This window comes from Vibrio sp. CDRSL-10 TSBA, assembly GCA_039696685.1.
In the GTDB taxonomy this organism is placed as follows: domain Bacteria; phylum Pseudomonadota; class Gammaproteobacteria; order Enterobacterales; family Vibrionaceae; genus Vibrio.
This window is the reverse complement of record CP155565.1, coordinates 1,114,660-1,128,768: the sequence shown is the minus strand read 5'-3', so window position 1 is coordinate 1,128,768 and position 14,109 is coordinate 1,114,660. Positions and strand designations below refer to the sequence as shown.

The 14,109-nt window shown below is 51.6% G+C and carries 3 protein-coding genes and 5 pseudogenes; 3 read left to right on the top strand and 5 right to left on the bottom strand.

The features are described 5' to 3' along the window. Positions 1 to 390 precede the first annotated feature (390 nt). Positions 391 to 2,764 (bottom strand): annotated as a pseudogene (ppsA, locus tag ABDK09_05580) (phosphoenolpyruvate synthase). 172 nt (positions 2,765 to 2,936) lie between these two features. On the opposite strand from ppsA, the pseudogene ABDK09_05575 reads away from it, so the two are divergent. Continuing rightward, positions 2,937 to 3,771: pseudogene (locus ABDK09_05575) on the top strand (pyruvate, water dikinase regulatory protein). A gap of 108 nt (positions 3,772 to 3,879) precedes the next feature. Here ABDK09_05575 and ABDK09_05570 read toward each other — a convergent pair. From ABDK09_05570 to ABDK09_05560, 3 genes and pseudogenes are all read right to left on the bottom strand, one after another. Continuing rightward, a pseudogene (locus tag ABDK09_05570) lies at positions 3,880 to 6,724 on the bottom strand (FAD-binding and (Fe-S)-binding domain-containing protein). A 111-nt stretch (positions 6,725 to 6,835) separates the two neighbouring features. Beyond that, on the bottom strand, positions 6,836 to 7,975 hold the full coding sequence (gene lldD, locus ABDK09_05565; GenBank protein ID XAW87664.1) for an FMN-dependent L-lactate dehydrogenase LldD: 1,140 nt from the start codon (positions 7,973 to 7,975) through the stop codon (positions 6,836 to 6,838). A 104-nt stretch (positions 7,976 to 8,079) separates the two neighbouring features. Beyond that, positions 8,080 to 9,775 (bottom strand): annotated as a pseudogene (locus ABDK09_05560) (L-lactate permease). Positions 9,776 to 10,046: 271 nt separating this feature from the next. Between ABDK09_05560 and ABDK09_05555 the strand changes: the two are divergent. After that, entirely contained in the window at positions 10,047 to 10,946 is a 900-nt protein-coding gene (locus ABDK09_05555; GenBank protein ID XAW87663.1) for a LysR family transcriptional regulator, read from the top strand. A 79-nt stretch (positions 10,947 to 11,025) separates the two neighbouring features. On the opposite strand, the gene ABDK09_05550 is transcribed toward ABDK09_05555, so the two are convergent. Next, positions 11,026 to 11,520, bottom strand: a complete 495-nt coding sequence (locus ABDK09_05550) for a hypothetical protein (protein XAW88473.1) — start codon at positions 11,518 to 11,520, stop codon at positions 11,026 to 11,028. Between the two features lie 204 nt (positions 11,521 to 11,724). Here ABDK09_05550 and ABDK09_05545 point away from each other — a divergent pair. Beyond that, positions 11,725 to 14,087 (top strand): annotated as a pseudogene (locus tag ABDK09_05545) (ATP-binding protein). Positions 14,088 to 14,109: the final 22 nt, after the last annotated feature.

Here is a 14,109-nt window from a genome sequence, read left to right as displayed (position 1 = left end):
CTCAATCCTCAAGCAAGCAAAAATAATTAATCGTATGTTAAGCCAGGATTTTTATAATTGTTTAGCAGTGTATCTGATATTTTCAGGCAAAAGTATATGTGGCTAAAGGGGTATTTATCGCAGAGTGTGAAGGGAGGCGCTGAGGGAAGTTTAGTGATGTCATTCCTGAGACAATCTGTTAATTAATGCGATATGTTCACCAATTAATTTGTGCTTTTATATGATAACTATCTGAATTAATTAACAGGTTCAATTGATTATAAACTAAGTCGGAATTTTTCTGAAAATAGTGTGGTTAGTAGGAAAATAAATATTTATTGATTTTTGTTAACCAGAGCACATAAAAAACGCCGGCAATGGCCGGCGTTGAAATAATTAAAGCTGCACAGATTATTTATCCGCGACTTCACCCAGTTTAATCCAGGTATCAATCACGGTATCCGGGTTGAGGGATACGGAGCTGATGCCTTGTTCCATTAACCACTCAGCCAGATCTTCATGGTCAGAAGGACCCTGACCACAAATACCGACGTATTTACCTGCTTTGGTTGCAGCGTCGATCGCCATCTTCAGCATCACTTTGACTGCCGGGTTACGCTCGTCGAACAGATGAGCAACGTCGCCGGAGTCACGGTCAAGACCAAGTGTCAGCTGAGTCATGTCGTTGGAGCCGATAGAGAAGCCGTCAAAGTACTTGAGGAACTCGTCAGCCAGAACCGCGTTCGATGGCAGTTCGCACATCATGATGACTTTGAGGCCCTGTTCGCCGCGGCGCAGACCAAACTTAGCCAGAATGTCGATAACCGACGCCGCTTCGCTTGGAGTGCGAACGAACGGGATCATGATCTCAACGTTTTTCAGGCCCATTTCGTTACGAACACGTTTTACTGCCTGAGTTTCCAGCTCGAAACAGTCTTCGAATACCGGCGAAATGTAACGTGACGCACCACGGAAACCCAGCATCGGGTTTTCTTCGTGCGGTTCGTAGTTTTTACCACCGACCAGGTTGCTGTATTCGTTTGACTTGAAGTCAGACATACGCACGATAACGCGTTTTGGCCAGAAAGCCGCCGCGATGGTCGCGATGCCTTCCGTCAGTTTGCTGACGTAGAAATCAATCGGATCTTTGTAACCACGGATGCGCTGGTTGATTTCTGCTTTCAGTTTCGTCCGTTTGCGCGTCGAAGTTCAACAGTGCTTTCGGGTGAATACCAATCATCTTGTTGATGATGAATTCGAGACGAGCCAGGCCAACACCTTCGTTCGGAATCTGAGCGAAGTCGAAAGCACGATCCGGGTTACCCACGTTCATCATCACTTTGGTTGGCAGCAGTGGCAGCTCATCAACGGAAGAGCGGCGGATTTCAAAATCCAGCAGGCCGTTGTATACGTAGCCGGCTTCGCCCTCTGCACATGAAACCGTCACTGTGCTGCCGTCAGTCAGTGTGCTGGTGGCGTTACCACAACCCACGATAGCCGGAATACCCAGTTCACGGGCGATGATCGCTGCGTGACAGGTACGGCCACCACGGTTGGTTACAATCGCTGCCGCTTTCTTCATGACCGGTTCCCAGTCAGGGTCGGTCATGTCAGTCACCAGGATGTCACCGGTTTGTACCAGAGACATCTGATCCAGCGAGTCAACCAGACGTACAGTACCGCTACCGATACGCTGGCCGATAGCACGGCCTTCGATCAGCACATCGGCTTTGTTGTTCAGTTCGTAACGTTCAATCACGTTCTGCTCGCTCTGGGAGCAGACGGTTTCCGGACGGGCCTGCACGATGTACAGCTTGCCATCGATACCATCTTTCGCCCATTCAATGTCCATCGGACGCTGGTAGTGCTTCTCGATGATCAACGCTTGTTTAGCCAGTTCTTTGATTTCGTCGTCGGTCAGTGAAAATTCGTTGCGCTCTTGTTCAGAGGTGTCAACGATCTCAACCTGTTTACCGATTTCCTGGCTGTTTGCGTAGATCATTTTGATCTGTTTCGAACCGAAGGTTTTCTTCACGATCGGTGCCTGGCCCGCTTCAAGCAGCGGTTTGTGCACGTAAAATTCATCCGGGTTAACCGCACCCTGAACCACCATTTCGCCCAGACCCCAGGCTGAAGTGATGAATACCACCTGGTCGAAACCAGATTCAGTATCCAGAGTGAACATGACACCGGAAGAAGCTTTGTCTGAGCGAACCATGCGCTGGATGCCGGCAGACAGAGAAATACCACGGTGGTCAAAACCCTGGTGTACACGGTAAGAGATAGCGCGGTCGTTAAACAGCGATGCGTAAACGTGCTTGGTGGCTTCCAGCACAGCATCAATGCCTTTAACGTTGAGGAAGGTTTCCTGCTGGCCTGCAAATGAGGCGTCTGGCAGGTCTTCTGCGGTCGCAGATGAACGTACTGCGACAGACAGTTCCTGATTGCCTTCGATCAGTGTTTCATAGTTGTCGCGAATGTCGCGCTCCAGATCGGCAGGGAATGGTGCATCCAGTACCCATTGACGAATCGTGGCGCCGGTTTTGCGCAGGGCGTCAACATCATCAACGTCCAGTGCGTCTAATAATTCATGAATGCGATCATCCAGACCTTCAAAATCAAGGAATTGGTTGAATGCGTAAGAGGTGGTTGCGAAACCATTAGGAACCGAAACACCAGCGTTAGCGAGGTTAGAAACCATTTCGCCGAGTGATGCATTTTTACCGCCGACTTTGTCGACATCTTCCATGGACAGGCCATTATACCAGAGGGTGTTGTTTTGCATGTCTTTCTCCAGAAACATTGCAGCTTTGTAGGGTGGCAATCGATTACGCATCAACTTTAAAAAAATCCACAGGAAATTTTCAAAGCTGTGGGGGGCGTAATGGCATGCCGGGTTTTATTGTCGGTATTATGTGTAACATCCTAATCAAGTTATTTTTAAGTTTTAAACAAAAATGCATACAGAAAGTCAAAGTCGTGATGTATTCTACGTTTCCGATGGAACGGCCATCACTTGTGAAACAGTTGGCCACGTGGTTCTGGGGCAGTTCCCGTTTCCGGCCAACGAAAAAACCTTCCCGTTTATTGAATCCAGCGACAAGCTGAGTGAGCTGATTCGACAAATTGAGCTCTCTTACTCACGCAATGGTGTACGTCCGCTGGTGTTCTTTTCTATGGTCGTCCCCGAACTGCGTGAACGCCTGCTCAATGCACCTGCTTATTGCTATGACGTGCTCGACAGCATAGTGCAGCGCGTCAAAGACGACATTCAGATGGAGCCGGTGCCGCAATTGCAGCGCTCGCGCAGTGTCGGTAAAGACACCAATACCTATTTTGACCGTATCGCGGCGATTGAATACACCCTGGCACACGATGACGGTGTCTCACTTAAGGGGCTGGAGCAGGCGGATATTATCCTGCTCGGCGTATCCCGCAGCGGAAAAACGCCAACCAGCCTGTACATGGCGATGCAGTTTGGTCTGCGTGTCGTGAACTATCCGTTTATTGCCGATGACATCCGCGCGCTGCGTCTGTTGCCCGAATTTGAGATGCATCGCCACAAATTGTTCGGCCTCACTATTGACGCTGAGCGTCTGACTGAAATTCGTGAGAAACCGTCTCGCCGGCAGTAATTACGCCAGCACTCAACAGTGTCAGACTGAACTGGCAACCGTTGAAGGTCTGTTCCGCCGCGAAGCGATTCCTTACATCAATACCTCTTCGTTATCGGTGGAAGAGATTTCGACCCGTATTCTGGAGAAATCCGGTCTCAAACGCCGTCTGTTTTGAGCGCCGTTTGTTGGTTCTCCGCTTTATTACACGGCGCTCCCCGGAGCGCCTTGCTTTAAGCTATAAGCTTATCGATTGTCGTATCACCTCTGCCGCGCCCGATTGCCGTCAGTTCACCAGCGGGCGGGCCACCTCATCGACCAGATACAAGATCGATTGATAAGGGATGCCGCTATGATGCGACAAACCGATTTCACAGGTGCGGCTGTTACTAAAACCGCGCGAGCACTGCTCCGGTACTTGCTCTCTGAGCGGCTTAACCGCCGCTGCATTGAGTTCCGGCGTGGTGAAACCTTTATCACCGGCCCAGCCGCAGCACTGAATATGCTCAGGCACCACGACCTCTGACACGCAGGCTTTGGCCAGAGTCAGCATTGCGTTTTCCAGCCCCAGGCGGCGTGCACTGCAGGTAATATGCAGCATCACCGTCTCATCTTTGGGCGTGATCGCCAGATGATCGAGCAGGTATTTACTGACAAATCCGGCTGGTTCAAGCACCTCGAGTGGTTTGGTAAACTGCTCAATGCTGCGTTTGGCACACGGACTGGTGTCCATCAGCACCGGATATTCCCCCTGCTTACTGGCCTGCCAGATAGCTTGCTCCAGCTGCTGCGCCTTGCTGATGGCCAGTTCATTCATCCCTTTGCTGTCATAGGGCATGCCGCAGCACTGCTCACTGAGCGCATCCGGCAGAATCACCTCATAACCGGCTTTGTTGAGCAGCGACAAGGTCACTTCTGTCAGCGGACGTTCATCCTGCGCATCTTGTTGCTGGCCCATGTTACGGCTGGCACAAGAAGGTACGTAGACCACTTTTTTTTCTCGTTGTGGAAGATTGTATGCCGCCAGTTCAAGTGGGTGCGTGTTTGCCTGCGGCATTTCCGGTATCCAGAGCGGCGTTTTGCCTTTAGTCAGGCGACGTAATCCGTTACTGAGACCGGCGACGGTATTTACGCCCAGCGTTTTGGTCGCCAGTTGATTGGCTTTGAGGCCGGTTCTTGCCAGTGCGGTGGTAGTGGCGAAGTGATCGGCGGTCCAGCGCGCGATCGGGGTAAATTTCTCGTATTTGGCGCTGCGCAGTTTTTTGACCAGATCGCCGGTGTTGATGCCGACCGGACAACGCTCGGCACATAAGCCGGTTGCCGCGCAGGTATCGATTCCCTGGTACTCGAAGACTTTGGCCAGTTCACTGGCTTCGACCTCTTCTCCGGCTGCCCGGCGGCGCTGCAGTTCGCGGTACAACACGATGCGCTGGCGCGGTGACAGGGTCAGCGTGCGTGACGGGCAGACCGGTTCACAGAATCCGCACTCAATACAGCGGTTAACCAGATCATCGGCAGCAGGCATAGGTTTGAGATGGCTGATATGGGAGTGAGGATCGTCATTAATGATGACGCCCGGATTAAGCAGTCCGTGCGGATCAAACAGTGTTTTGATTTTTTGCATCAGCGCGTAGCCGTCTTTACCCCACTCAAGCTCGACGTAGGGGGCCATGTTGCGGCCGGTGCCGTGCTCAGCTTTGAGTGAACCCTGATATTTCACCGCCACCAGATCGGCGACATCATCCATAAACGCGCCGTAGCGATCGATCTCCTGCTGGCTATCAAAGCCCTGGGTGAAGACAAAATGCAGGTTGCCTTCCAGCGCATGGCCAAAAATGATTGCTTCGTTGTAGTGATATTTATCAAACAGTGTCTGCAAATCGCGCACACCTGCGGCAAGATGTTCGACCGGAAAAGCCACATCTTCAATAATGACGGTCGTGCCGACTTCACGCACTGCCCCCACCGCCGGGAAACATGCCTTTACGGATGCCCCACAAGGTGGCGACCATACGGCTTTCGGAAGTAAACGGCACCGACTCGATGATCTGATAGTCACTCAGGGCGGCGAGGATCTGATCGCACTGCGTCTGCAGCGTTGCGTCGTCGCTGGCGTGAGTTTCAATCAATAACGAGGCAGCCTCCAGATCCAGACTAGCAATAAAGTCCGGCATGCCTTTTTGGTCTGCGACCGAGCGCATCGCACGTCCGTCCATCATTTCCACGGCAGCGACTGGTGTGTGAGAGAGCTGCGTCACGGCCTGGCTGGCCTGTTCAATATCGGCAAACACCAGCAGAGCTGACGCTTTGTGGCTATGTTCAATCACGGTGTTATAGGTAATTTCCGCAATAAAGCCCAAGGTGCCCTCGGACCCTATCATCAGGTGTTCCAGAACTTCAATCGGGTCACTGAAATCGACCAGTGCGTTCAGCGCGTAGCCGGTGGTATTTTTTAAACGGTATTTATGACGAATACGTTCGCTCAGTTGCGGATTGGCAAGGGTTTCGGCGCACAGAGCTTGTAATCCGGCGACCAGTTGCGGTTTTTGCTGTTTGAAGTTCGCGATACTGGCTTCATCACGGGTATCCAGCACAAAACCATCAGCAAAGACAATTTTCATACTGTCGACCGTGCGGTACGAGTTTTGTGCGGTACCACAGCACATGCCGCTCGAGTTGTTGGCGGCGATACCACCGATTTTGCAACTGTTGATCGAGGCAGGATCAGGGCCGATTTTACGTTGGTACGGGGCAAGGTATTTGTTGGCATCAGAGCCGATTACGCCTGGTTGAAGAAGAATTTTGTGGCCATCATCGAGGATCTGGTGCCCACGCCAGTCGTCGGTAAGAGTGATCAGAACCGAGTCTGATACGGCTTGTCCCGACAAGCTGGTGCCGGCAGCACGGAAGGTAAAATGGATGCCGAGCCGGGCGCAGCTTTCTATGGTGAAAATGACCTCCTGCAATGAATTCAGGCGCAGCACCATTTTAGGCACCAGACGATAAAAACTGGCATCGGTGCCGTAGGCCAGACGTTTCGCTTGCTGAGTAATGATGCGTTCGGCATCAATTTGGCTGCTGAGTAGCTGTTCAAGTTGCTGGTATTGAGCTGCAGAAGGTGACTTGTTCATATGACTTCCTGTTTTTATTCAGGCTCTCAGCTGCGGAGGCTGAAAGCCTGTTTTATTGTCTGTTGATCTCTGAGTTGAGAGGCATTAAGCCCGGCCAACTCAGGTTTGGAGCTAGATTCCTCTCACCAGAGAGTCTTGTGACAGTTGATGGATAGTTTTTGCACCGGTCAGCGTCATGGCAACCTGCATCTCTTTCTTAAACAGCTCGAGCAGGTTCTCCACACCGGCCTGACCATGGGTGGCCAGCGCGTAAACAAAAGCGCGTCCGAGTAAGGTGCAGTCTGCGCCCAGCGCCAGCATGCGGACCACATCCAGGCCGGTACGGATGCCGGAGTCGACCAGGATTTTGAGATCGCCTTTCACAGCGTCAGCAATTGCAGGCAGGGCTCGGGCGGTAGAGAGCACACCGTCCAGCTGACGGCCGCCGTGGTTAGAAACCACGATACCGTCGGCACCAAAGCGCACCGCATCTTTGGCATCTTCGGTGTCCAGGATACCTTTAATCACCATAGGGCCATCCCAAAAGTCTCGTATCCATTCCAGATCTTTCCAGGAAATCGACGGGTCAAAGTTGGCGCCGAGCCAGCCGATGTAATCCTCAAGCTTGGTCGGTGTACCACGGTATCGGGAGATATTTCCCAGATCATGCGGTTTGCCGTTCAGGCCGACATCCCAGGCCCAGGCCGGGTGAGTCATCGCCTGGATGACCCGGCGCATCGCGGCATTCGGGCCACTCATTCCGGAATGCATGTCGCGGTAGCGGGCGCCAGGTACCGGCATATCAACGGTAAAAACCAGAGTGGTGACGCCGGCTGCTTTGGCACGTTCGAGCACATTCTTCATAAAACCGCGATCTTTGAGCACGTAAAGCTGGAACCACATCGGGCGTTCAATAGCGGGGGCCACTTCTTCAATCGGGCACACAGAAACGGTGGAGAGTGTAAACGGGATGCCTTTGTTGCAGGCGGCGGTTGCGGCCTGCACTTCACCGCGCCGGGCGTACATCCCGGTCAGTCCGACCGGAGCGAGCGCGATGGGCATCGAAAGCTGCTCGCCAAACAATTCGGTCGACAAGTCGAGCTGTGACATATCATTCAGCACACGCTGACGCAGGGCGATGTCAGACAGGTCGTCGGTATTGCGTCTTAAGGTGTGTTCGCTGTAAGAGCCGCCGTCGATATAGTGAAACAGGAAAGGGGGCAGTTTTGCTTTTGCTGCAGCGCGGTAGTCGGTAGAGGCCGAGATAATCATAAATACATTCCTAACGTTTTCAGTCGGACAGGTCAGTAGCCTGTTTCATCATTGCGGGGATTGCCGCTTATCGGACGGAGACCGGAGCGGTCTCCGCCCGACCATTAAGCCTTCATCAGGACATCGGTGATGTGAAAGCCGTAGATCACAATCAGGCCAATAATTCCTGTTACTACAAGGTAGTAGAAAGTCGGGATGACGGTTTTGCGCAATGTCGCACCTTCGCGACCAAGCAGACCGACCGTTGCGGATGCGGCTACCACGTTATGGATGGCAATCATGTTACCTGCCGCAGCGCCGACCGCCTGCAAGGCAATCACAGTCACGCTTGAAATGGTCAGAGTATGGGCCACTTCGAACTGGAACTGGCTGAACATCATGTTAGAAATGGTGTTGGAGCCGGCAATAAATGCGCCCAGAGCGCCAACGGTCGCACTCAGCGCCGGGAAAGCGTCCCCGACCAGGCCAGCTGCGAAATTTGCAGTGGTGACCGGCATACTGGCCAGGTCGGACATATTGACCCCGGAGTTGATGAAGATCCGCACCATTGGAATGGTGAAGACCAGAACGAAACCGGCGCCGACCAGGGTTTTACTTGACTCACCAAACGCCTGCGCCATCGGTTTCAGGCTGCGGGACTGGATGAGTACCGCCAGCAGTGCGGTGAACAGCAGAATGCCCCCCGGCAGGTACAGCGGTGCAAAGGAAGTACTGATACCATTTTCACCCAGAATGTTGTTGGCACTGATGCTGAAGCTGAGCAGCAGCTGCTTAAAATCAGGACTGACACGGCTCAAGACCAGAATGGCAGCCAGCAGCAGGTAAGGAAACCCAGGCCAGCATCAGGCTCATAGGCTTACGTTTTACCTCGTCCAGATCCATTTTCAGCGAACCAAGCCATTCCGCCGGCCACTCTTTTTCTGGCATGAAATCCCAGCTGGTTTTAGGCACCAAAAAGCCCTTTTTAGCCGCAGTGACGACGATCGTCAGGCCGCACAAGGCGCCTACCAGCGACGGGAATTCCGGCCCGAGAAATACCCCGGTCAACGCGTACGGGATGGTAAAAGACAAACCGGCAAACAGGGCAAACGGCAGAATGCTCAGACCTTCACGCCAGCTGCGATTTTTACCGAAAAAGCGGGTCAGCATCATTGCCATTAACACCGGCATCAGGCTGCCGACACAGGCGTGAATTAACGCCACACTGGCAGTAATTTGCTGCAGGTAAGCTTCCCAGTTGGACCCATTCGCCAGCAATGTTTCGCTGATGTTATGAGTATCTAAGCCTTTGTTGACGCCGACCAGAATAGGGGTGCCGACGGCACCGAATGACACCGGAGTGGACTGAATCATCATGCCCATCAGCACTGCGGCCATCGCCGGAAAGCCGATCGCTACCAGTAACGGAGCTGCGATGGCTGCCGGAGTACCAAAGCCGGAAGCCCCTTCAATGAAAGAGCCAAAGCACCAAGCGATGATAATGGCCTGTACCCGGCGATCCGGTGAGATATCTGTAAAGCCGTTACGAATTGCGGTAATCGCGCCGGTGTGCTTAAGAGTGTTGAGCAAAAAGATAGCACCGAACACAATCCACAGTACGGTCACAGTAATACCAAGGCCTTGCAGTACTGAAGCCAGTACGCGGTTGGTGGTCATATCCCAGAAAGTCAGGGCAATAATGATGGTCATGGCAAACGCCACGGGCATGGCTTTTTTGGCTGGCCAGTTGAGGCCGACCAGCAGAATGGCCGCCACCACTATCGGTGAGAAAGCCACTAGGGCTAACAGAGTATCGTTCATGGAGTCCTTCCTCGTCCATGAGCTCCCACACTGGGTGGAGTAACGTGTATTGTAGGATACAGATTATTCCTGACGGGCGGTGGATGACGGCGGTGCTGATCGATTCAGTCTTCTCGCTTTCATCTGCTCACCAGGAGTAAGACGTTAGAGCTCAGGTTGCTAATTTTTATATTTGTGATTGGTTTGTTAATACGGCGTGAATGTACTGCTTTATTTTTTGGTGATATAGAGAAATAATGAAAATGATTATTTCCAAAAGTTGATAAATAAAATGCGTGCGGACGATTTGATTCTTTTTGCCCAAGTGGTGGAATTAGGCAGTTTTAGTAAGGTTGCTGAACAAAATAACCTTACAAATTCAGTAGTTAGTAAAAGGATGGCGCGTCTGGAAGAACAACTGGGTGTTCAGCTATTATATCGGACAACGCGTAAATTAACGCTGACCGAAGCGGGTAAGGCGTTGTTGGTGAGTGCCAAAAATGTGAAGCAAGCCACCCAGGAAGCGAGCGATGCGGTGGCGGGGTTTGGTGAAAATGTCAGCGGACATATCAAGATGTCCGTACCGAGTATTTCCGGCGATTTGATCCTGGCTGATGCAGTGGCGGAGTTCTGTAATCTGCATCCGGGACTGACCGTTGATATGTCGTTGGATAACCGCTTTGTCGATTTGGTCGATGGCGGCTTTGATCTGGTGATCCGCACCGGCTACCTGGAAGATTCCAGTCTGATTGCGCGTCATATCCTGGATTCACAGTGGGTGGTGTGCGCTTCTCCTTCCTACATTGCCCGCAACGGTAAACTGCACAAACCGGAAGATCTGGTTAATCACAACTGCCTGCAGTACGCCTATCAGACCACAGGAGCCAGTGAGTGGGAGTTTAAGAGCCCGAAAGGGACCTATATCGTGCGGGTGTCCGGAACCTTTTCGACCGATGATGCCCGTGCACTGCGTAAAGCCGCATTGGGCGGGCACGGGATTGCTTATGTCCCGCGTTGCCTGGTGTATCACGACTTTCGTAACGGCGAGCTGGTGGATATTTTTCCGCAGCAGGTGGGTAAAAAACTGGGTATTTATGCGGTTTACCCGTTTACCCGCCAGTTACCCAATAAAGTTCGCCTGCTGATTGAGCATATCCGGGCCAGATACCTGACGATCTCACACTATTTCTGAGTGACTTTATTTACGCTGACATCGAGCAATTGTGCAGCAGATGGTCAGCCAGTGACTGCCCAATTAGTTGATCACCCAATTAGTTGATCATCACGGCCGAGCTCATGCGTTCGCGGTAGGCTTTGAGTTGAGTGAAATAGTGATGGGATTTGGTCAGATGTTCATGTTCCAACTGCCAGGATGCCTGGCGTTGTGACAGGCAAAACTGCGTCATCTGGTTGAGTAATAGCTCGCTGGATTGATCCAGCACAGAGGCGACCGACTGAATCAGATCGGATTCCTCAATCGATGTGAATTGCAGCAGGGCGTAGCAGTTATTGAGCACAGCAAACGCACGTTGCGGATGGCCCATGCTGGTCAGAATCTCAGCCTGTTTGATGGCCGCATCACGCATGACGCTGATAAGGCAGGCCATCTGGCACGGTTTGGTCGTGGTATTCTGCGCCGCATTTTGAATATGCTCAGGCAGATAATGCAGCACATCTTCAAACAGAAAACGTGCTTGCGCCCAGTGACCATGTTTGAGCAGATTTTCCGCCTGCTGATAGCTGGTCCAGCACTGTTTTATTTCCATCATCACTCTCCGGTTAACTCAACAGCGATTATTTAAATGCAAATAATTATCAATTGCAAATGATTGTTATTATAATTGTGGCCGTTATTTGGCTATTATTTGTCCACTTAGGTGTGAATATGGGTTAAGTCACTAAAAAGTCTATGCTTTGCCTCTAAACTTAGGCTACAAAATAACAAGTATAAAAACCCAAGGAGGGGAGCGATGGCGATTCAAAAACTAGACGCAGCACAGCTTTACCACGTAGCAGAGCTTGAAAAACTGCCTTGTAAATCGACAAAAGAACTGGCTCCCATTGATGAGATTGTTGGTCAGGAAACGAGCGCAGAAAGCGGTCGAATTTGCCATGTCCATCAAGGAAAAAGGCTACAACATTTACGCCATCGGGCGAAATGGCCTTGGCAAACGCACCATGATCCTGCGTTATCTTAAACGGCATAAACACGATGTCGGCCACCTGTGTGACTGGTGCTATGTGGCTAACTTTGAGGATATCCGTACGCCGCGTGTGCTGAAGCTGCCGCGCGGGGTTGGCCAGGCGTTCCGTCAGGATATTGAAAAACTGATGGTCAAACTGATGAACGCGATTCCGCTGGCGTTCGATAATGAAATCTATTTCAGCCGCGCCGAGAAACTTAAGAATCAACTGGCGCAAAAGCAGCAAACCGAGCTGGAAGAGATTTCGCGCATCGCTACAGAGCAGGGCATCAGCCTGACGATTACCTCTCAGGGCGATTATCAGTTTGTCGCCATGAATGGTGAAGAGCAGCACACTGAAGAAACTTTTGATGCGCTGAGTAAGAAAGAGCAGGAACAGTTTGGTCAGATTATTGATGAGCTGGAAGTGGCGTTGCGTAATATGGTGCGCCAACTGACCGAGTGGGAAGAGTCGTACAGCGAGAAAATCAAAAAACTTAACGACGATGTCACTCTGGATGTGATCAGCCACTTTATCAAGCAGCTCAAGCAGGATTACAGCCGATATCCGGAAGTAAAAAGTTACCTGACTGAGCTGCAAAAGGATATCGTCGACAACGTCGAGATCTTCCTGGATGAAAGCGGTGAGCAGAGTGAGATAGCCGGTGCGGCGCTGGATAAAAAATTGCCGCGTCGTTACAAAGTGAACGTGCTGGTCAGCCGTCAGTCGGAAGAGTTTCCGATTGTGGTCGAGGAGAACCCCAACTATCACTCTCTGTTTGGGTACGTTGAAACCGCTACCTATAAAGGGACCGTATTTACCGATTTCTCGTTGATCCGCGCAGGCAGCTTGCATAAAGCGAATGGCGGTGTATTGCTGATGGATGCGGTGAAAGTACTTGAGCAACCTTATGTGTGGGACGGCATTAAACGGGCGTTGCGCTCGCGTCAGCTCAGTTTTACCTCGCTGGAGAAAGAGGTCACCCTGACGGGGACGGTTTCGCTCGATCCAGAACCGATTCCACTGGATGTCAAAATCATTCTGTTTGGTGACTACCGCACCTATGAACTGCTGACTCATTACGATCCTGAATTCAGCGAACTGTTCCGGGTTACTGCAGATTTTGAAGATGAAATGAAGCGCAGTGCCGATAGCGAGCTGCATTACGCGCGTTTTATTTCCAGCATAGTGCATGACAACAATATGCTGCACTGTGACCGTAAAGCCATCGCGCGCATTATTGAGCACAGTTCGCGTATTACCGGCGATCAAAATAAACTCTCGCTGCATTCGGCTCATATTGCCAATCTGCTGCGTGAGTCCAACTATGTGGCGCGTCAGGCGAACTCGAATATGATTCGCCAAAGCCATGTTGATGAGGCGCTACATAATCAGCAATTGCGGGTTAACCGGATTCAGGAAGGGGTGATGGAGAGCTTCATCAACGGCACCACCCTGATCCAGACTGATGGTATGGCGGTCGGCCAGGTTAATGCGTTGTCGGTGCTGGCGACCAGCGACCATGCTTTTGGTGCGCCGAAACCGGATTACCGCGACTACATCGTACGGCGACGGCGATATTATTGATATCGAGCGCAGTGTTGATTTGGGCGGCAGCATCCACTCCAAAGGCGTGATGATTTTGTCGGCTTACCTTAACTCGGTATTTGGCCGCACCGCCCGGGTACCGCTTACGACTACGATCACCTTTGAGCAGTCCTACGGTGGTGTTGACGGTGACAGTGCCAGCATGGCTGAGTTTTGTGCCATCGTGTCGGCTTTCTCCAAACAACCTAACCGTCAGGATATTGCGATTACCGGTTCGATGAACCAGTTTGGTGAGTCACAGCCGATTGGCGGAGTGAACGAGAAAATCGAAGGCTTCTTTGATGTGTGTGCAATCAAAGGTCATCATGCCGGGCAAGGGGTGATCATTCCGCGCTCCAACATGCATAACCTGATGCTGCGTGCCGATATCGTCAAAGCGGTTGAGAAAGGTGAGTTCAATATCTGGGCGATTGAACATGTGACCGAAGCGATTGAACTGTTTACCGGCAAATCTGCCGGGGTAGCAACCGAAGATGGCAGTTATCCGGTGGATACTATTTTTGGTCTGGCGCAAGCTAAGTTGAATGCGTTACGTAAGTAATCACATTTTAATGTAATGGCAA